The 19,701-nt window shown below is 58.9% G+C and carries 21 protein-coding genes; 8 read left to right on the top strand and 13 right to left on the bottom strand.

The features are described 5' to 3' along the window. Window positions 1–126 precede the first annotated feature (126 nt). The 3 genes from F6X24_RS02485 to rbfA form a co-directional block, all read right to left on the bottom strand. Window positions 127–1,359 (bottom strand): ABC transporter permease, encoded by a 1,233-nt coding sequence (locus F6X24_RS02485; RefSeq protein WP_151086309.1) that lies wholly within the window; start codon window positions 1,357–1,359, stop codon window positions 127–129. Window positions 1,360–1,622: 263 nt separating this feature from the next. Next, complete coding sequence (locus F6X24_RS02480; protein WP_229725297.1) at window positions 1,623–2,450, bottom strand: class I SAM-dependent methyltransferase; 828 nt, start codon at window positions 2,448–2,450, stop codon at window positions 1,623–1,625. A 41-nt stretch (window positions 2,451–2,491) separates the two neighbouring features. Further along, window positions 2,492–2,911 carry a 30S ribosome-binding factor RbfA gene (gene rbfA / locus F6X24_RS02475; RefSeq protein WP_151086307.1) on the bottom strand — a complete coding sequence of 140 codons (420 nt, stop codon included), beginning with the start codon at window positions 2,909–2,911 and terminating at the stop codon, window positions 2,492–2,494. A 187-nt stretch (window positions 2,912–3,098) separates the two neighbouring features. Here rbfA and F6X24_RS02470 point away from each other — a divergent pair, with 187 nt between their 5' ends. Then, on the top strand, window positions 3,099–4,535 hold the full coding sequence (locus F6X24_RS02470; RefSeq protein WP_151086306.1) for a hypothetical protein: 1,437 nt from the start codon (window positions 3,099–3,101) through the stop codon (window positions 4,533–4,535). A gap of 51 nt (window positions 4,536–4,586) precedes the next feature. Here the strand turns inward: F6X24_RS02470 and tatC are convergent, their stop codons facing one another. The 5 genes from tatC to F6X24_RS02445 all read right to left on the bottom strand — a co-directional run bounded on the left by tatC (window position 4,587) and on the right by F6X24_RS02445 (window position 8,682). After that, entirely contained in the window at window positions 4,587–5,465 is an 879-nt protein-coding gene (tatC, locus tag F6X24_RS02465) for a twin-arginine translocase subunit TatC (RefSeq protein ID WP_317132505.1), read from the bottom strand. A 180-nt stretch (window positions 5,466–5,645) separates the two neighbouring features. After that, a complete protein-coding gene (locus tag F6X24_RS02460) occupies window positions 5,646–6,953 on the bottom strand; it encodes a serine hydroxymethyltransferase (protein WP_151086304.1) in 1,308 nt (435 codons plus the stop codon). A gap of 92 nt (window positions 6,954–7,045) precedes the next feature. Continuing rightward, window positions 7,046–7,747, bottom strand: a complete 702-nt coding sequence (locus F6X24_RS02455) for a metallophosphoesterase (RefSeq protein WP_151086302.1) — start codon at window positions 7,745–7,747, stop codon at window positions 7,046–7,048. A gap of 96 nt (window positions 7,748–7,843) precedes the next feature. Further along, window positions 7,844–8,056 carry a hypothetical protein gene (locus tag F6X24_RS02450; protein WP_151086300.1) on the bottom strand — a complete coding sequence of 71 codons (213 nt, stop codon included), beginning with the start codon at window positions 8,054–8,056 and terminating at the stop codon, window positions 7,844–7,846. A gap of 113 nt (window positions 8,057–8,169) precedes the next feature. Next, window positions 8,170–8,682 (bottom strand): hypothetical protein, encoded by a 513-nt coding sequence (locus tag F6X24_RS02445; RefSeq protein ID WP_151086299.1) that lies wholly within the window; start codon window positions 8,680–8,682, stop codon window positions 8,170–8,172. A 267-nt stretch (window positions 8,683–8,949) separates the two neighbouring features. Here F6X24_RS02445 and F6X24_RS02440 point away from each other — a divergent pair, with 267 nt between their 5' ends. From F6X24_RS02440 to F6X24_RS02410, 7 genes are all read left to right on the top strand, one after another. Beyond that, window positions 8,950–9,204, top strand: coding sequence for a hypothetical protein (locus tag F6X24_RS02440; protein WP_151086297.1), 255 nt, complete (start codon window positions 8,950–8,952; stop codon window positions 9,202–9,204). Window positions 9,205–9,417: 213 nt separating this feature from the next. Then, complete coding sequence (locus tag F6X24_RS02435; RefSeq protein ID WP_151086295.1) at window positions 9,418–9,678, top strand: 4a-hydroxytetrahydrobiopterin dehydratase; 261 nt, start codon at window positions 9,418–9,420, stop codon at window positions 9,676–9,678. 97 nt (window positions 9,679–9,775) lie between these two features. After that, a complete protein-coding gene (rsmI, locus tag F6X24_RS02430; protein ID WP_151086294.1) occupies window positions 9,776–10,543 on the top strand; it encodes a 16S rRNA (cytidine(1402)-2'-O)-methyltransferase in 768 nt (255 codons plus the stop codon). Continuing rightward, window positions 10,524–12,227, top strand: coding sequence for an apolipoprotein N-acyltransferase (gene lnt / locus F6X24_RS02425; protein WP_151086292.1), 1,704 nt, complete (start codon window positions 10,524–10,526; stop codon window positions 12,225–12,227). The genes rsmI and lnt overlap by 20 nt, the downstream gene beginning before the upstream one ends. Before the next feature lie 37 nt (window positions 12,228–12,264). After that, window positions 12,265–13,083 carry an inositol monophosphatase family protein gene (locus F6X24_RS02420; protein WP_151086290.1) on the top strand — a complete coding sequence of 273 codons (819 nt, stop codon included), beginning with the start codon at window positions 12,265–12,267 and terminating at the stop codon, window positions 13,081–13,083. Window positions 13,084–13,163: 80 nt separating this feature from the next. Beyond that, complete coding sequence (locus F6X24_RS18835; protein ID WP_191906424.1) at window positions 13,164–13,355, top strand: FeoB-associated Cys-rich membrane protein; 192 nt, start codon at window positions 13,164–13,166, stop codon at window positions 13,353–13,355. A gap of 115 nt (window positions 13,356–13,470) precedes the next feature. Next, window positions 13,471–13,812: a hypothetical protein gene (locus F6X24_RS02410; RefSeq protein ID WP_151086288.1), complete on the top strand. Its 342-nt coding sequence runs from the start codon at window positions 13,471–13,473 to the stop codon at window positions 13,810–13,812. A gap of 138 nt (window positions 13,813–13,950) precedes the next feature. Here the strand turns inward: F6X24_RS02410 and F6X24_RS02405 are convergent, their stop codons facing one another. The 5 genes from F6X24_RS02405 to F6X24_RS02385 all read right to left on the bottom strand — a co-directional run bounded on the left by F6X24_RS02405 (window position 13,951) and on the right by F6X24_RS02385 (window position 19,399). Further along, complete coding sequence (locus F6X24_RS02405; RefSeq protein ID WP_151086287.1) at window positions 13,951–14,973, bottom strand: SPASM domain-containing protein; 1,023 nt, start codon at window positions 14,971–14,973, stop codon at window positions 13,951–13,953. Between the two features lie 80 nt (window positions 14,974–15,053). Then, entirely contained in the window at window positions 15,054–16,628 is a 1,575-nt protein-coding gene (locus F6X24_RS02400) for a TlpA family protein disulfide reductase (RefSeq protein ID WP_151086285.1), read from the bottom strand. A gap of 250 nt (window positions 16,629–16,878) precedes the next feature. Beyond that, window positions 16,879–18,279 (bottom strand): DNA repair protein RadA, encoded by a 1,401-nt coding sequence (radA, locus tag F6X24_RS02395; protein WP_151086283.1) that lies wholly within the window; start codon window positions 18,277–18,279, stop codon window positions 16,879–16,881. A 170-nt stretch (window positions 18,280–18,449) separates the two neighbouring features. Further along, window positions 18,450–19,067: an IS630 family transposase gene (locus F6X24_RS02390; RefSeq protein WP_191906310.1), complete on the bottom strand. Its 618-nt coding sequence runs from the start codon at window positions 19,065–19,067 to the stop codon at window positions 18,450–18,452. Next, window positions 19,013–19,399, bottom strand: coding sequence for a transposase (locus tag F6X24_RS02385; protein ID WP_191906309.1), 387 nt, complete (start codon window positions 19,397–19,399; stop codon window positions 19,013–19,015). Before F6X24_RS02385 ends, F6X24_RS02390 begins: the two co-directional genes overlap by 55 nt. Window positions 19,400–19,701: the final 302 nt, after the last annotated feature.

Genomic DNA, 19,701 nt, shown 5'->3' with positions numbered 1-19,701 from the left:
CCGAGCACGAGAGCGTGCAAGTTACTCGTTTTTCGTGGTTCGTCGGCTATTTCCAGCTGCGGAGCAATGCTAAATGAGGCTTGGCCAGCAGCGAAAAGCGAAAAACTACCCGCCTAATACGGGGCATTACAGGTTTTCGCGAATCTCCATGCGTCCGGCATTCAGCGCGGGGCGAATAGACACTGCTAAGGTTATCGAGATGATAGCCAGAGCAATAAAAAAAATGTCGGCGGCCTGCATTTTTACCGGGTACGAGTCGACCACGCTCGTCGCCATGCCCATGCTTACCACATGAAAGGTTTCCTGCACCCAGCAAATAGTAACGCCGAGCACCAGCCCGGCCACCGCGCCTACCAGCGCCACAATAGCGCCGACCAGCAAAAAAGAGCGCCGAATGAGCTGCTGCGTTGCCCCAATGGCTTGCAGCACGGCAATATCCTTGCGCTTATCAATCACCAGCATAGATAGCGAAAAGAAGATATTAAGCGAGGCAATCAGCAGGATAAAGGCAAACGTGATAAACACGAACAGCTTCTCAATCTTGATGGCTTTGAGCAGGCTCACATGCTGCTCGTCGGAGTCGAGCACCGTGAAACCCTGGCCGAGGCGCTCGCGTAGCTCCTGCTTCACCTTATCGGCCTTAAAGCTGGCCCCTATGCGCACGTAGAGCGCGGTGCGGCGGGCTCCGTAACCCAGCAGCCGCCGCGCAAAGCCCAGGGGCACAAACAGGTAGCTGTCGTCAAGGTGCTGCTCAATCTGAAAAATGCCCCCGGCCAGGATAGACTCCTCATTAAAAGCTTTTTCAGGATTGATGTTAAGCGTTTTGCGGCCGGGCTCCTGGCGTGGGTACAGCAGGCGCAAAGGCGCCAGGCGGTTATCGAGCGTAATGCCCAGCTCGTGCTGCACCCCTTCGCCGATGAGCGCATACTCGCGCTCGCCGCGCCGCAAACGGTGGTCGCCGGCAATCAGATTAGAATCAATAGGAATCTGGCCAAAGTAATTCTCCGACAGCCCGCGCATCTTCACCACCATCTGGCGGTCGTGGTATTGCAGCAGGGCATTGTCTTCGATTACCTCGGTAAGCAGCGCCACGCCCGGCGTAGTTTGGATACGGGTAAGTAGCAGGGTATCAACCGGAAAGGACTTGCCCTGGCGGGCAGCAATGACCAGACTCGGGTCTGATTTGCCGTAGAGCGAGCGTACCAGCTCTTCGAGGCCGTTAAACACCGAGAGCACAATGATGAGCGCCGCCGTGCCCACGGCCACCCCCACCATCGAGATGTTGGAGATAATGGTAATAATGTTGCGCTTTTTCTTGGACAGGAAGTAGCGACGGGCAATGAGGAGGGGAACGTTCACAGGACCACTGATTGGCACGAATTGGAGCGGATTTCACGGATTTTGTGGACGATTGCTCGGCCACTCGCCACGCGCAGGCTTGCGCTTGCCAGCCTGCCAGCTTCGTTTTCTCAGCCTTATACATAAATACTGCGAGCCGGGTAGGGCGCGGCGTCCATAAAATCCGTGAAAGTTAAGCCCAACGGGAAACGGGCGCTCAAAGCCGCCGGCCGCGCCGCCCACAAAATCCGTGAAATCCGCTCCAATCCGAGCTAATCAGTGGTCTATTTCCAGGCTTTTACGATGAGGCCGGTGCCCGAGTCGTGCAGCGTGCGGGCATCGAACCAGTTGAGCAGCAGGCAAAACGGGAAAACAACCGCGTAATAGAAGGGCAGCAGCACAAAAAACCAGCGCGACTTACCCAGCATCAATATAGGGTATTTCATACTTAAGCGCCACGAAATCTGGCCGGGCTCGCCGTAGCTGTAGCGGGCCTCAATGCGCTCGAAGCCAGCCGTACGCAGCTTCTGCTGAATCTCGTGAATGTTGTAGCCGTCGCGTACGTGTTCCTCGATAAAGCTGGTTTCGGAGTCGGCGTGCACATCGGAGCCGCCCTGGTCGCTGGGCGTGGAGATGAGCAGCATGCCGCCATCCTTGAGCGAGGCGTGAATGTTGCGAAACACTTCCACATCTTCCAGAATGTGCTCCATCACATCCACGGCCAGCGCCAGGTCAAACGAGTTGTGTTCCTGGTAGAGTACCAGGTCCTGCACGGCAAACTGCACCTGCGGCCGGTTGATGGCCCGAAAGAAATTATTGGAGTCGGCTACCTGCTCCTGCTTTACATCTACGGCCAGAATGCGCCACAGGCTGCTGAGCCCGCTGAGCCAGTAGCTGTACTGGCCGTAGCCAGCGCCGGCATCCAGTATGTCGAGCGGCGTGCGGGTGCGGCCCCTGGCCCACTGGCGCAGCTCGCGGTGCACGTGCCAGGTGCGCAGCAGTAGCAGGTCGAGCAACGTATAAAACAAGCGCCGCAGCCACGGCGAACGGTTAAATACATTGCCCAGGCTGCGTTTAATCGGGTCGTAATACATAGAAGGGGTGCGTCGCACGCGCCCGTTAGGAAATGGTAAAAACGGGTAGAGTGAGAAAGTTACCGGAATAACCGCGGCCGTTCGTTGGCAGTATCCTCGTCGCTCTCACCTTGTTCGGGGTCGGCGGGCGGAATATCCAGCTGGCTGAGTACCTGGTCCATGTGAGCGGCGTAGGCGGCGCTGTCGTCGTGGAAAAACGTCAGTTCGGGCACTACGCGCACCTGGCTGCGAATGCGCTTGCCCAGCGCAAACCGGATTTCCTTGGTATGCTCCTTGATGGCTTCGAGCCGCTCGGGGGCATCGTTGCCGATAAGCAGGCTCAGGTACACGCGGGCCACGGCCAGGTCGGGCGTCACCTTCACCGTGCTGATGCTGGGCACGAGCCCCCCGCCAAACAAATGCGGCAAGTCGCGCTGAAGTACCTGGGCCAGCTCCTGCTGCAGCAGGCTGGCCATCTTTTGCTGTCGTTTGCTTTCCATAACTCGTTGCTAAACCACAAAGGTACACCGCCCGGTAGGGTGGTTTCGGGTTCGTGGGTTGCCAGTGCTGGTTTTTGGCTGGTCGTTTCCCGGTTTTCGTTTTCCCGGATTTCAGTTTAAGCGCCGACCTTTGCCTGCAGCTAGTCTAAAACTGCCTGGCCACCCACGCTAAACCACTACTCAATTAGTGCTTCGGTTTTTTAAAAGCTCTCTTCCTGCGCAGCTGCTGGGGCTGCTGGTGCTGGTGCTGGCCATTCGGCTGCCGCTGCTGTGGCTGGGCCTGCCCACCACGGCGGCCGAGCTGCGCCTGCTGCTGCTGGGCGAGGGCGTGGCGGCCGGGGCCTGGCCCTACCGCGACCTCTACGATGGCACCGCCCCGCTGGCCGCCGCCGCCGCCGGTGTGCTGGAGCTGGCCTGGAGCCGGCCAATGATGCTATACCGGGCCGCCGCGCTCGGCTTGCTGCTATTGCAGGCACTGCGCTTCAATACCGTGCTCAACCGGGCCGATGTGCATCCCGAGCGGGGCTTTCTGGCGGCCCTCACGTATCTGGTAGTCGGCAGCCTGAGTAGTGAGCTCGACACGCTGACGCCGCTGCTCATCGGGCATACCTTTCTCATCTTTGCGCTCAGCGCCCTGCTGCCTACCTCCCGCGAGGGCTACGACAACCGGCGCCTGTTCCGGGCGGGTTTTTTAATAGGGCTGGCCGCGCTCTGCTACCTGCCGCTGGCATTGTTCGTCGGGCTGGGGCTGTTTGCCGTGCTCATCTTCGCGGCCAATTCCTTCCGCAGCTCGCTGCTGCTTATCTGCGGCTTTCTGTCGCCCTACGCCCTGGTAGCTACGGTTTTTCTGTATGTCGGAGCGCTGCCCAACTTTGCCCTGATGCACCTGGAGCGGGGCTTTAGCGTGCCGGTAGCGGCTACCGATGCCCTGCCGCCGGCGGTGGTCTGGCCGCTACTGGGCGGCGCGGCGGTGCTGCTGGGGCTGGGGCTGCTGCGGGCCGCCGGCACGGCGCTCGGACTGGTATTCCAAACCAAGTTTAGGCAGCTGATGCTGGTGTGGCTGCTGGTGGTGCTGGCGGTGCTGGCCGTGGGGCGCGGCCTGGCGCCGGGCTCGCTGCTGCTGCTGCTGCCGCCGCTTACCTACTTTGGGCTGTTTTTGTGGCAGCGCCTGCCGGGGCAGCTGAGCTGGGCTCCCGAGCTGTTGTTTGTGGTGGTGCTCGGGGCTACGGTGGTAGTGCGCTACCGCGAACTGGTGCCCGGCCTGCCCGGCCTGTTGCGGCTGCCGGTCGAAAGCTCGTTTGCGCCGCAGCCTAATCCGGCTTATCGCCGCCTGGCTACGGGCCGGGCGGTGCTGGTACTGGGCCCCGACCGCCGCGACTACCTCACGCACCCGGCCGCCCGCCCCTACCTCGACTGGGCGCTGGCCCAGGCCGATTTCGGGCACCTCAACGAATATGCGGCGGTGGTGCGCGTGGCCCGCAATATCGGTCCGCATCCGCCTACCTATCTGCTTGACCAGAATGGACTGCTGCCGCGCCTTAAATATCTATTACCTGCTATATTTGGGCCGTATGAGCCGGTGCCCGCTGTGCCGGGAGCTTATGAGCTAAGAGTTAAGAATTAAAAGTGAAGAGTCAAAAGGCAGATACATTAGCTTTTGACTCTTCACTCTCAACTATTCCTGCGCCGCTTTGAGCCGGAGCTCTTCATTGAGCCGGGCGGCGCTGTTGCGGCGCACTACGCGGGCAATGTGGATACTCAGCTCGTAAAGCATCAGAATGGGAATGGTCACGATAATCTGAGCCGAGATATCGGGCGGCGTAATAATGGCCGCAATAATGAGAATCACTACGATGGCGTGCTTGCGGTACATAGTCATCAACTCGGGCGTGACCAGGCCGGCTTTGGCCAGGAAAAACACCACCATTGGCAGCTCAAATACGAAGGCGCAGGAGAGCGTCATGGTGCTGAGCGTGCTCAGGTAGCTCTGCAAGTCAATCTGGTTCTGGATGGTAGGGTCGACGGTGTAGGACGCCAAGAAGTTAATACTTAGCGGAGCTGCTATATAGTACCCAAACAATAAGCCCAGTACAAACAGTACCGATACGAAAAACACTGCCCCCTTCGAGTTGGCTCGCTCATGCGGATACAGGCCGGGCTTGATAAAGCGCCACAATTCCCAGAATAGATAAGGAAAAGCCAGGCAGATACCCACCATAAACGAGGTGCTGATGTGCATACTCAGCTGCCCGCTCATCTCCCGGTTCTGGATAATGAAATTGACCTGGTTTTCGCACGGGTCGGTCGAGCCGAAGTAATGGCCGATTTTGCAGAAGGTCTGGTACGTCCAGAAATCGGAGCGCGAGGGGCCCAGAATAAGGTCGTGAAACAGGAAGGTCTTAGCAAAAAATGCGCAGAGCGAGAACACCACTACCGCGATAGCCGCGCGGATAATGTGCCAGCGCAGCGCCTCCAGGTGGTCGATGAAAGACATCTCCGCTTCGCCCTCGGCGGCGGCGCGGTTCTGCTGAAACTTTTGAGTGGGGGAGGTCAACGGGTAGATACTGAATTTGTTAATAATAGTCTGTCATTGCGAGCGCAACGAAGTGAAGCGCGGCAACCTCTCCCTCACGTAAGCGCCGGTGGGCAGACGACAAGGAAGGATTGCCGCGCCTTACTTCGTTGCGCTCGCAATGCACAGATGCCTTTTACGAGGCATACGGTTTCGCGGCTTTTACGCCTGAAACAGTGGGTAAGCCTGCATCCACTCGTTTACCTGGTGGCGCACGCCAGTGATGCGGCTCGCGTCAGCGTGATGGGTGAGGGCTTCGTCAATTAATTCCACGATGCGCGTCATGTCGGCTTCGACCAGGCCGCGGGTAGTTACGGCCGCCGAGCCAATTCGGATGCCGCTCGTCACGAAAGGCGACTTATCGTCGAAAGGCACCATATTCTTGTTAATGGTGATATCGGCCTGCACCAGGGTATTTTCGGCCAGCTTGCCGGTAAGGCCCTTCGAGCGCAGGTCGATGAGCAGCAAGTGGTTGTCGGTGCCGCCCGAAATAATGTCGTAGCCCCGGCTTAGCAGCTCCTTGGCCAGTGCCTGCGCATTCTTCTGTACCTGCTGCACATACGTGGTATAGCCGCTGCTGAGCGCTTCGCCGAAGGCCACGGCCTTGGCCGCGATAACATGCTCGAGCGGCCCGCCCTGGGTGCCGGGAAACACGCCCGAGTCGAGCAGGGCCGACATGGGCCGGATGTCGCCTTTCGGCGTTTTCAGACCGAACGGATTATCAAAATCCTGGCCCAGCATGATGAGGCCGCCGCGCGGGCCCCGCAGGGTTTTGTGCGTGGTGGTAGTGACGATGTGGCAATGTGCAAACGGGTTGTTGAGCAAGCCCTTGGCAATGAGGCCAGCCGGGTGCGAAATGTCGGCCAGCAGCAGGGCTCCTACTTCGTCGGCGGCACGGCGCAGGGCGGCGTAGTTCCAGTCGCGCGAGTAGGCTGAGGCTCCGCAGATAATCATCTTGGGGCGTTCGCGGCGGGCCGTGTCCACCACTTTATCCCAGTCGATGAGGCCGGTCTCTTTTTCAACCCCATAAAAGCTGGGCTGGTAAAGCTTGCCCGAAAAATTGACGGGCGAGCCGTGCGTGAGGTGGCCACCGTGGCTGAGGTCGAAGCCCAGAATCTTATCGCCGGGGTTGAGGCAGGCCAGCATCACGGCCGCGTTGGCCTGCGCGCCCGAGTGGGGCTGCACATTGGCCCAGGCCACGCCAAATAGTTCCTTCACCCGGTCGATGGCCAGCTGCTCGACCTGGTCAACTACTTCGCAGCCACCGTAGTAGCGCTTGCCGGGCAAGCCCTCGGCGTACTTATTGGTGAGAATGGAGCCCTGGGCCAGCATCACCTGGTCGGAGACGTAGTTTTCGGAGGCAATCAGCTCCAGGCCGTGGGTCTGGCGCTGGCGCTCCTGCGCGATGAGGTCGAAAATGGCAGTGTCGTACACGGCGGTAGTAGCGGAGGTGGAGGCAGTGGCTTGCATGGGCTCAAAAGTACAACTGGCTACCTCACCCTCAGCGGCTTTTCAAAGACAGGCCAGAATAGCTGCCTGCCCGTCAAGCAGTAGGCCGTTGCTCAGCGCCGCGCAATAGGGTAGGCCAGCTCGCGGTTTTCAACCGCGTGCAGCTGCCAGCTGTCCAGATTGAGGGCTGCTAGGTGGCGCAGCTCGGGGTTGAGCCGATACACGGCGCCCGCATCGAGGCCGATGGCACCGGCACGGGCGGCCACCTGGGTCTTGATGTCGGCCAAAGGCTTGGGCACGTGGCCGTGCAGCAGGCGCTTGCCGGCCAGCCGCGAAGGGTCATACGCGAAGCTCTTGGTAGTGAGCATCGTGTCAAAATCACGGTGCATTTCGGCGGGCGGCAGGGCAAAATTGTAGCCCGCGTGCACCAGCATGAAGTCGGGTAGCTCCAGCTCGTAAGGTAGCCTGGCTAGCCAGCTCAGGTATTTTACGGGTATTTCGCCAACGCTTGCTATGCCGAAGCTGGCCAGTGTCAGGGCGCGCTCGGGCTCGGTAAGCCACGTTTTTTTGGCGTGGCCGTGTGCTGCGTCGAGGAGCTCCTGCTCATGGTTGCCGCGCAGGCAGTGTACTTGGTAGCCAGCGGCTTGCAGCTGCATCAGGTAGGCCAGCAGCCCGCCACTGCTGGGGCCTTTGTTTACGTAGTCGCCCAGCAGGTACAAGGTATCGGCGGGGCGCAGGCGTAGCTCTTCTTCCACCAGGTAGCGGAAAGTGCGCAGGCAGCCGTGCAGGTCGGTGGCAGCGAAGCGGCGGGCCATTGGGCTGAAATTAAAAATATTATATTTATGCTATATAAAACAATAAAATGCCCCGGCTAGAAGGCACGGGGCATTTTTAGGGCAAAGGCTCAGCGCTTAAGCGTAGCTGCCTTTGTCAAGCTCGGGCTTGTTGTGGCCGCGATTGGGGTGAGTAGTACCCGCGTCCTGCGCGTCATCGGCCAGATGAGCTTCGGTAGCTTCGTCGAGGCTGCCGGCCGGCAGGGCATCGGCTTTGTGCTGCTCGGGCAGGCCTGCCTGATTCTTATTGGTCTTCGACTCCTGGTTCTGCTCCTGGTGGTGGGTAGACATGGTGCGTAGCGTTAATAAGTGGATACTATGACAAAGGATAGGAAGTCGTCAGCCAGCGCGTATGAGTGGCCGGAGGCAACCTAAATCCGCAGGTTGTTACTTCTCTACGGCACTTAAAAGCCCTGGTCGATGGCCGAGTCCTGGGCGCCGGGGTCAGTCAGCTCGGCGTTGGTGTCAGTGCCGGTAGCGGGCTTGAACGGCTTGGGAGCCATCTGACCCATGCCTACGTGCGAGTGGGCATCTTCCATCTCGTCAGGACCCCGGCGCAGGTCATCGGCGTCAAGCTCGTCAACAGGACCGCGCTGCGGGCGGTGGCCATTCTCGTCGCGCTCGTAGTCGGGGCTGGGCAAATCCTGGTCGGGGCGCTGGTCGGCTCCCTCGTCGGCCGTGCGCATATTGTCGCCGGGCTGGTGGGTGTCGGTGTTCGAATTCATGGCCAGGGCGGTTTCGCCCTCGCCGTTTACCGTGCCGAAGCCTTCCTTGCCATCGCGATTGCCAAAACCACCGCGGGCTTTTTCATTCTTGGGCGGGTCGGCATTGGGAATGCGCAGGCCGGCAGCAAATTCTGCTTCGGTCGTATCGTCGTTGATGACGCGGATGGGACGGTTGTTCGGGTCGACTGACATAAGTAAGAGGCGCGGCTGGTTGAAAAGGCGGGGCGCCTGGGAAAGTGTACTGTGGTTTGCTGATTTGGGTTTAGCCACCGCCGCTTTCATCGGCATACTTCCTCATTTAGTCGATAGTTAAAGCCTTCTTCGAAAATGTAAGTTGCTCATTAGTAATATTAAAGTGAATAAATCACTCAAAGCACCTTCCCACATATGGCACAGGGCTTGCCTTGCAATAGGCAGACGCGTCCTGATTTTCTTTCTCACTTTCCACTCGCTTTTCCCATGAAAACCTCCCTGCTTTCGTTTGCTGTAGCGCTCACGCTGCTTGTTACTACTGCTGCTTCGGCCGCTACTTTTCCCACTCAGGGTCCTTACCGCCCGTCGCCCCGCCAGCACGAGCGCCTGGAGATGGCTCGTAGTGAGCAGCAGCACCGCATGGCCCAGGAGCGCCGTATGGAGCAGCGTCGGGCAGCCGAGCATGCTCGCTTCGAAGCTATACATCGCCACGACCGCGGCTATAGCTACAGCCACCGCTAACCGGTTATCGTAGCGTAATTCAGGCAGCCCCAGACTTTGTAAAAAGTCTGGGGCTGCTTTTTTATGGGCAGCCCAAAGCGCTTTTTATATAAAGGGGCTAAGAAGTCCAGCTACTTTACCTTGAGCGTTATACTGAACGCAGTGAAGCATGCCGTTCTTTAGTAGTTTCACCGCCTCCTAAGTAAGTTCTTTAGTAGCAATAGCCCCACCTTTATGTGGACCGAACAAGACAATGCCCTGACCCGCACCTTCCGCTTTAAGGACTTCCGGACGGCCTTTAGCTTTATGACTGATGTAGCCGAGGAGGCGGAGTTTCAGGACCATCACCCGTGGTGGAGCAACGAGTATGGTACGGTGAGCTTTCGGCTCTGCACCCATTCGGCCGGGCTCGTGGTTACGGCCAAAGACCATCAGCTGGCAGCAGCTATCGATAAACTGGCGGCTGCCTACCAGGGTAAGGAGCTGGCAGGGTGAAAACCGGGCGTGTTGCCAGCCTGCGCGAAGCGGGGTTAGGGGTTGCCTTTTCGCCTGAAAACGTGCTGCCTCTTCGTCTCGCCCTACCTTTGTAACTATGCCCGAAGCCGCTGCCCTTACCCTCGTGCCGACGCCCATCGGCAACCTCGAAGACATTACGCTGCGGGCCATTCGGGTGCTGCGCGAAGCCGATTTGGTGCTCTGCGAAGACACCCGCACCAGTGGGCGCCTGCTCCAGCACCTGGAGTTAAAAAAGCCGCTGCAGGCCTACCATCTGCACAATGAGCACCAGGTAGTGCCGCGCCTGCTCGAGCGCCTGGCCAGGGGCGAGCGTATGGCCCTGGTGAGTGACGCCGGTACGCCGGGCATCTCCGACCCGGGCTTTCTGCTGGTGCGCGAGTGCCTGGCGCGGGGTCTCGCCGTAGAGTGCCTGCCTGGGCCAACGGCCCTCATCCCAGCGCTGCTCAAGTCAGGCTTCGGGGCCGAGCGGTTTGCGTTTGAAGGCTTTTTGCCGGTGAAGAAAGGCCGGCAGACCCGATTGCAGGAGCTGGCGCGCGAAACGCGGACGCTCATTTTTTACGAGTCGCCGCACCGCATCGTCAAAACCCTGACGCAGCTGGCCGAGGTGTTTGGTCCGGAGCGGCCCGCCAGCGTGAGCCGCGAGCTGACCAAGTTGTTTGAGGAAACACTAACCGCCCCGCTCGGTGAGCTGGCGGCGACGCTGGCGGCCCGCCCGGCCATTAAGGGCGAAATTGTACTGGTAGTAGAAGGTGCTAAACAAGAAAAAGGTGAGCGCAGCAAATACAACTTCCGCGACGACGAAGCCTCCGACGACGGTGACGCCGATGACGACCCCGCCGCGTAGCTTCTGGCAGCGCCCCCTGGTGCTGGCTACCCTGAGCGCGCTGCTACTGAGCGGCGGCTGGCCTCCGCAGCCGATAGGCCCGCTGGCACTCACGCTCTTCATCGGCTGGATACCCTACCTGCTGATGGAGCGGCAGCTTACCCTGACCAAGGCGCGCAAGAGCCGCGTATTTGCCCATACCTACTGGCTGCTGCTGCTCTGGAACGCTCTCACTACCTGGTGGGTAAGCTATTCGTCGCTGCCCGCCGGCATTGCGGCCGTGGTGCTCAATGCCCTGCTGATGTGCCTGCCGCTCATGGCCTTCCGGCAAACCAAAAAGCGCTTGGGCAACCGCTTGGGCTACCTCTCGCTGCCCATCTACTGGATTGCCTTCGAGCAACTGCACCTGCACTGGAACCTTACCTGGCCCTGGCTCACGCTGGGCAACGGCTTTGCCGCCGCCCCCGAGTGGGTGCAGTGGTACGAGTACACGGGCTTCCTGGGCGGCTCGGTGTGGGTGTGGGCAGTTAATATGCTATTCTTTAGCTGGATACTTAAAAACGAAAAGTTAAAACCTGAAAAGGAAGCCGGGCGGTCAGTCAGTGTGAATGCCAGCGTAGTAAAGCCCCAGCTTTTAATTTTTAATTCTCAATTTTTAATTCCCCTGCTGGTCATTATCCTGCCCATTGGCCTTTCTTACCTCATCGGGGCGGCTTACCACGAAAAAGGCCCTACGGCCGAAGTAGTAGTGGTGCAGCCCAACCTCGACCCCTACAATGAGAAGTTTGCAGGGGGAGCCAGCTTTGTCTCACCAAACGAGCAGCTCACGCGCTTTCTCACGCTCTCCGAGCAGCACCTGACGCCCGCTACGCGGCTGATTATCTGGCCCGAAACTGCTCTGGAAGAGCCGATGTGGGAAAAAACGATTGAAAGCAGCCCCAAAATTCAGCGCATCCGGGCGTGGCTGGGGTGGCATCCGGGCGTGGCCCTGCTCACCGGTGTCACTACCATCGGCTCGTATCCAAGCAAGGAAACGGCCAGCGAAACCGCCCGCTACCGCGACGACCTGGGTTACTTCGATACCTTCAACGCCGGGGCCTACTTTGCCTCCGCTACCGCCCCCATCGCCTTCTACCACAAGTCGCGGCTGGTGCCCGGCGTCGAGAAGATACCTCCCGTGCTCACCGCGCTGGTGTCGCACATCGACCTGGGCGGCTACGTGGGCTCCTATGGCAGCCAGGCCGAGCGCACGGTGTTTGCCGCACCGGCCAGTGCGCCGGCCCTGCGGGCAGCGCCCATTATCTGCTATGAATCCATATATGGCGACTTTGTGAGCGAGTATGCCCACAATGGCGCCACGCTACTGGCGCTGTTTACCAACGATGCCTGGTGGCACGACTCGCCGGGCTATCGGCAGCTGCTGCGCTACGGCAGCCTGCGCTGCATCGAAACCCGCCGTGACCTGGCCCGTGCCGCCAACACCGGCTTTACGGGCTTCATCAACCAGAAGGGCGAAATCTTTCAGCTGGAGCCGGCCTGGATACCTACCGCCAGCCGGGGCACCGTGCACCTGAATGATGAGGTGACGTTCTACGCCCGCTTCGGCGAGCTAATCGGGCGCGCCGCGCAGCTGCTGGCCGTGCTGGGGCTGCTGGCTATAGTAGCGTGGACTCTGCGAGTCCGCAGGTTGACTACTAATTCTTAATCCACACGCGGACTCACAAAGTCCGCGCTACTTTTTTATGGCTCCCGACCTGCTCCAGCTCTCTCATTCCGTGGCTGCCCTTTGCCGCGAGGCGGGCGCTTTTATTCGCCAGGAAGTAAGCAATTTCGACCAAAGCAAAATTCAGCAAAAGGGTTTGCACGACCTGGTTTCCTACGTCGATAAGGAATCGGAAAAGCGTCTGGTAGCCGGCCTGCAAATGCTGCTGCCCACGGCCGGCTTCGTGACCGAAGAGGGCACCGTGGCTAACTCCGACGCCAGCGTGGCATACCGCTGGATTATCGACCCGCTCGATGGCACCACCAACTTTATTCATGGCCTGCCGTGCTTTGCCGTGAGCGTGGCCCTGGCGCGCGGCAATGAGCCGGTGCTGGGCGTGGTGTACGAGGTGAGCCGCGACGAGTGCTTCCGGGGGGCGCAGGGCCACGGTGCCTTCCTCAACGAACAGCCTATCCGCGTTAGCTCGGCCGCTACCCTCAACGATTCGCTTATTGCCACCGGCCTGCCCTTCTACAAGTTCGACCACCTCGATGCCTACCTGCGCATTCTGACTGAGTACATGCAGGCCTCGCGGGGGCTGCGGCGCTGGGGCTCGGCCGCGACCGACCTGGCCTACGTGGCCTGCGGGCGCTTCGACAGCTACTTCGAGTTCAATATCAATGCCTATGATGTGGCCGCCGGCATTTTGCTGGTGCGCGAGGCGGGCGGCCGGGTCACGCAGTGGCTGAGCGATGGCGACCCGGTATTCAACCGTGAAACTCTGGCAACCAATGCAGTACTACACGATGAAATGCAGGCAGTAATGAAACGCCACTGGGATGCGTCGTACCAGTCGTAACGCCATGTATAATATAGTATTTTTTGAATATTAATGATTCTTGTAAACTTTCTGGCAGCGGCCACAGTTTTTCAGGCAGTATGAACGCTCAGCTGCTTATCATCATTGCGCTTTTTGCCGCGGCGCTGGCTTACCTGGGCCGGCGCGTATGGCTGACTTTTGCTGCCAAAGGCCAGGCTGGCTGCGCCAAAGGCTGCGGCGGTGCCTGTGGCGCCGCTATCGACGTTGAGGCCTTGCAGCGCACCATTGAGGCCCGCACGGAGGCCCGCTGAGGCCAGGCATAAAAACTAGTAGCATTGCATAACCCACCCCCGCCCTGGCTCCGTATAGCCGGAGCAGGCTACTTTAGGCCCGCTTCATCTCCAGTTATCCGAAACACCCATCGCCATGCAGGATAAAGAAGAAATGACCAGTCTCGTGACGGTCGAAAAAAAGCTGAACAGCCAAGGCTATACGCACGATTTTACGGTGCGCGGCGGTCGCCTGTGCACGATGGACGACGACAGCGCCCGTACCTATAGCCCAGAGGAAACGACCATCATTGATTATTTCCGCTTCGAAGGAGAAAGCAACCCCGACGATATGGCTATTCTCTACGCGATTGAAACCTCAGATGGTACGAAAGGCACCATCTCATCAGCCTATGGCACCTACGCCAATGAAGACGTGGATAAGTTTATCCTGAACGTCGAGCTACTGGGCAAAAACCTGGTTAAAGGCAAAAAATAGACCACTGATTAGCACGGATTTAAGCGGATTTCACGGACGCAAGAAAGGCTACCCACAGAGGTAGCCTTTCACTTTTTGGGATAAGAAGCATCGTCCACAAAATCCGTGAAATCCGCTTAAATCCGTGCTAATCAGTGGTCAGCCCCATACCCTTGTACCCTCGGTGCAGTTGCGGCACATTTCTATCTGGTCGCGCCCTTTGAGCAGGGCCTGGCGAAAACCCTGGTATTTCTGGCCGTGCCAGAGCGTGCGGAAGCTTTCGTTTTCACGGTCGCCGAGCCGGTATTCGGCGTCTTTGTCGAAGCAGCAGGGCACTACCTTACCGTCCCAGGTTATCACGCAGGAATGCCACATTTTCCAGCAGCCGTTCACGAGCTTGTTTTTCAGGCTAAAGGTGCCATTGCCGTTGTTGGCATACCGCGAATAGTAATCGATGGTCGGGATGAGCGGGGAGCCTTGCTGGTAGTCGTAAATCTGCGCGGTTTTAAACCATACATCGTCTACGCCCATCGCCTGGGCCAGCGCTTTGGCATCTGCTATCTGGTGCTCATTGGGGCGCACTACCAAAAACTGAAAAATAATTCGTGGGGTGCTGCTGTTTAGCTCTTTACGCCACTTTACCACGTTGCGGGTGCCGGCCAGTACTTTTTCCAGCTTGCCCCCCACGCGGTACTGCTGATAGACCTCCTGGGTAGTGCCGTCGAGCGAGATAATAAGGCGGTCGAGCCCGCTTTCTACCGTGCGGCGCGCGTTCTGGTCGTTGAGAAAGTGGGCATTGGTACTGGTGGCGGTATAAATACCCTTTTTACTCGCATACTCCACCAAATCCAGAAACTGCGGGTGCAGATACGGCTCGCCTTGAAAGTAGAAAATGAGGTACCACAACCGGCTGGCTACCTCGTCAATCGTTTGCTTGAACAGCTCGGCCGGCAACATACCCGTCGGCCGCGTAAACGAGCGCAGGCCGCTGGGGCACTCGGGGCAGCGCAGGTTGCAGCTGGTAGTTGGCTCAAACGCCAGCGCTATGGGCAGGCCCCAGGCCCGCGCCCGCCCCGTGAAGCGGCTCAGCATATAAGACGATACTACCTGCGCGGCGTTAAGCACACGCCTGGGTGTGGCTTTACGCAAAAAGGAAAGGCTGTCGCGGATAGTGGAGCGCATAGTGTGAGGGAGTGGCGGCAAGCTGCCGCACCACAGACACCCGAACCCCCGCAGAAGTTTGCGCCGGCCGGGCTGCTGGCCTACTTGGCTCCGCTGCCAGATAACTGCGACACGGCCGCGCTGTAGATACCCGCCTTGCCAAACGACTGGTTTATCTCGTCTACGGCGGCGCGGCTGCTCATGCGCTTGGGCTTGGGATTGAGGATGGTGCCATCTTCGCCCAGCAGGAAATAGGTCGGTACTTCGGTGAGGTTGTAGGCTTTAGCTATTTCTGAGCGCATGCCACCCATTGCCCGCACATGCACCCCCGGCAGCTTTTTGATAGTAACGAGCTGTTTCCAGGGGGCCTCCAGCTCATCGAGCGCTACGTTGACAAACACGATATTTTTACCTTCAAAGCGCTTATTGAGGTCCTGGGCATAGGCCAGGTCGCGCAGGCACAGGCCGTTGGTCGATTTCCAGAAGTTTAGGTACACCAGCTTGCCCTGAAAGCTGCTCAGGCGCACCGAATCGCCAGCGGCCGTCAGGAGCCGGAAATCGGGCGCCTGGGCACCAATGGCCAGGGCTTTATGCTTGCTAAAATCGCTGTCGAGCGCTGGCAGAAAGCGCTTGCGGCTGTCCAGGTTGCGGAAGTCGGCGAGCATGGCCGACGACTGCCGCACGTGCCCAAACCGAAACGACTCCTGCAGGATGCGACCCAGCGTAAGCAGCTTCATGGTGCCATTCAGGCGCTTGCTGGCCAGCGAGTAGCAAAAGGGATAGAAATCGGGGTCGGTACGCAGGTGCTTTTGCTGCGCCGCCATGTAGTGCACGTAGTTGAGCAAAAACTCCTGAAACTGCTCGTTGCTAATGGCCGTCTGGTCGTTGAGCAGGTTGGGGTCACGCAGGAAGTCGTAATAGCCCGGCGTCATTGTCAGCCGGCCTTCCGTGCTCACCACCTGCTCGCGCAAATCGGGGAAAGTGAGCCGGTCGTTGGCATTGGAATAAGTTATTTCTGCCTTGGCATAGTTATAAAAGTCAATCGTGAAGGATTGACGCGCGGCCCGGTCTTCCAGGAAGTTTTGCTCATGCTTGATGCGATAGTCAAGAAACGAAACAAAGGGGGCTTCATAGAGCTGAATATTATCGGGAAGGACCTGAAAGCCGTCGTTCGAAACAAACTGCTCGTCAAATTCAGCCAGGTATGAGTTGGCATTTGCCATCTGCTGGCGGTGGCGCTGCGCGTCGGTCAGGTTGGCGTTGTTACGGAGCTTGGTAGCAAAGCCGGTAGGCACATCATTGGCTTTAAACTTAACCGTGCCGGGCAAATCGTCACCTTTAAAACGCACGTCCAGGTCAGTGCCGGGGTCCAAAAACAGGTCAGCAACCGCGTCGCCGTATACTAAATCAGCTTTTGTAGAGCCGCTAAGCAAAACACTGAGCCGAAATTCACCTTTCTCATTAAGGCGGGCATAGCTGATGCGCTCTTTGGCATCAAACGGACTGTCGCGAATAGAAACTGCTACCGTATCGGTAGTCGGATTGGTGACGCGACCCGTGAGTATCGCCGCGCCGGCCACGTCGGCCGGCCGGGCCCCCGCCGATTGGGCCTGGGCAGAAAGTGCCAGCGCCCAGCATAGTACCCAAGTTACTAGACAGGTAAAAGGTAATTTCATATAAAGTCGAACGGGGTATCGAAAGGCGTGGTTTTGCCAAGCCAGCAGGTAGTATAGAAGTTGAGTACCTACTTTGTTTTCGCGGTAAAAGTCAATTGTGACTTCGAAGATAAGACACGTTTGGCGCTCATCTTACACCGAGCCCCGTAAAAAAAAATACTCCTGAAAATTATGGCCTTACCCACTGCTGTTCGAGGGCGAATCCTATATTGGTTTGCTGGCTTGTCAGGTGAACGTTGGCTGAGTTAGCTTACCCAAACAGGCCTTGCAGCACTTCATCGAGCCGGCTCACTGCCTGAATGCGCAGACCCGCGCGGTCCTGGTCGGCCAGGTTCTTGCCGTTGAACTGCGACACGTACATTTCGCGGAAGCCCAGCTTCTCGGCTTCGGCCAGGCGCTGGTCGAGGCGGGGCACGGCGCGCATCTCCCCGCTGAGACCAACTTCGGCGGCCAGGCACACATCGCCGGGAATGGGCAGGTCGTTGAGCGATGACACCACGGCGGCGCACACGGCCGCATCGAGCGCCGGGTCGTCGAGGCGCAGGCCACCGGCGATGTTCAGAAACACGTCGTGCTGGCCGAGGCGCAGGCCGGCGCGTTTTTCGAGCACGGCCAGCAGCATTTGCAGACGCTTGCTGTCGAAGCCCGTGCTGCTACGCTGGGGCGTGCCGTAGGTGGCAGGTGTCACGAGCGCCTGCACTTCTACCAGCAGCGGGCGGTTGCCCTCCAGCGTAGCCCCGATAGCCATGCCGCTCAGGCTTTCGGCGCGTTGCGAAAGCAGAATCTCAGACGGGTTCGACACCTGCCGCAGGCCGGTGCCCTGCATCTCGTAAATGCCTAGCTCCGAAGTGCTGCCAAAGCGGTTTTTGGTGGTGCGCAAAATGCGGTAGCTCAGGTGCCGGTCGCCCTCAAACTGCAGCACGGTATCGACCATGTGCTCCAAAATCTTGGGGCCCGCAATGCTGCCATCCTTGGTAATGTGCCCGATGAGCAGCACCGGCACGCCGGTTTCCTTGGCGTATTTCAGAAACTCGGCCGTGCACTCGCGCACCTGGCTCACCGAGCCCGCGCCGCTCTCCACGAGCGTCGAATGCATGGTCTGGATAGAGTCGATGACGAGCAGGTTGGGCTGCACCTGGTCTACCTGCCGGAAAATATTCTGCGTATTGGTTTCAGTTAATATGTAGCAATTGGCGTGTTGGCCGTCGGCCAGGCGCTCGGCCCGCATCTTTATCTGGGCCTCGCTTTCTTCGCCGCTCACGTACAGAATACGTAGCTGCTTCATCATCAGGGCAATCTGAAGCATAAGCGTACTTTTGCCAATGCCTGGCTCGCCGCCAATGAGCACAATGGAGCCCGGCACGAGGCCACCACCCAGCACGCGGTTCAGCTCGCCGTCGGGCGTGAGAATGCGCGGCTCTTCTTCGTGCTGAATATCAGCCAGGGGGCGCGACCTGGCTGCTTTGTTGAGGTTGCCGCCGGGCACGGTGCTGGCGGGCTTCCACTGGCCGGTAGTGGTGGCCACGGTTTCCTTCTGAATAACTTCTTCAACGTAGGTGTTCCACTCGCCGCACGAAGGGCAACGCCCTATCCACTTGGCCGACTGCGCCCCGCAGCTCTGACAGAAATAAACGGTTCTTGCCTTCGCCATTTGTCCCGGATTCTTGCTAAAATAATGTGCAAGAATAAGGCTCAAAAAGCTAAAAAGGTTGCACAAGGCCAGGGAAGATGCCCGGCATTAGTAGTAGATTTTTGCTATATAAAAAGCCTCTCCCGAAACGAAAGAGGCTTTCCAAACACTTACTTAGAGCAGATTTCAGGTTAGTGTACATGATAACCACAGTGGTCAAACCAGTTTTTCGCGTCGAGCTCAGTTATCCAATTGGTGGCGTCGTGAATGACGCTTTCCAGGGCCTCGCGGGTGCGGGCCTGGGCGGTGCGCAGCCAGGTTTTGAGCTTGCTGAAGGCGAGTTCGATGGGATTGAAATCGGGCGAGTAGGGCGGCAAATACAGCAGGCGGGCCCCGCGGGCTTCGACGAGCTCGGTCAGCCCGGCCACTTTGTGGGCCGGCAGGTTGTCGAGCACGACCACGTCGCCGGGCCGCAACGTGGGGCCGAGCACCTGGTCGAGGTAGGCGGCAAACACGTCCCCGTTGACGGCCCCGCTCAGGGTCATGACCGCTTGCAACCCGTTCGGCGTCAGCGCCGCCACCAGCGTCACGTTGGGCCCGCCGTGCAGGGGCGTGGCCTGGCGGGCGCGCTGCCCGCCTTCGGCCCGGGCGTAGCGGCGGCAATACGTCAGGTTAGTGCTGGTCTCGTCCACGAACTTAAAACAGGTAAAATCCTCGGCTTGCAGCGCCTCTACAAAAGCTCGGCGCAGCTCCTTCACCCGTTGCGTGTCGCGTTCGGCGGCATGGACGCTCTTTTTTTTCGCCGCCAATCCAGTGCCTGCACCGCCCGCCAGAGTGTGGTCTGGCTCACTGCCGGACCGCCGATGGCGGCCAGCCAAATACACAATTCCGCCAACGTGGCATCGGGCTCCTGGCGCAAACAGGCCGCCAGCTGCGCTTGGGCCGCCGCGTTCAGAAACGGCGCTGGCCCACTGCGTTGCGGCAAAGCAGCCACGGAACCGCTCGTGCGCTGGCGTCGGCGCAACTTGCGCACAAACGAATCCGACACGCTGAACTGCGCGGCCACTTCGCCAATCGTGCGGCTACCTTGCTGGCAAGCGGCCGCCACGCGTTCGCGCAAGTCAGTAGAATAAGCTTTCATGAACGGAATGTACGTTATAGCCTGTACACAAACCTGAAGTTTGCTCTAGGTGGATTTGGGCCGGGTAGCAACAGACCTTATGCCAAAAACCAGCAATGGCTCAAGCGCAAGGCCGGGCAAAGCTGATGTTGTAGCCGGTACGCCGGCACTAGCTGCGCTAAAAATAAGCTTTACAGTCTTTTGGTAGCTTTGCAGCCGCAAGAAATCGCATTTGGAGAGTAGAGCAGGCTTTTTTATCAGCAAGGAAAGAGAAGCCGCTTTTACCAGGACGCGGGCCATGCCAAACGGCAGGCTGGTACACA

This window comes from Hymenobacter baengnokdamensis (assembly GCF_008728635.1).
Classification (GTDB): Bacteria; Bacteroidota; Bacteroidia; order Cytophagales; family Hymenobacteraceae; genus Hymenobacter; species Hymenobacter baengnokdamensis.
This window is presented reverse-complemented; position numbering and strand designations above follow the sequence as displayed.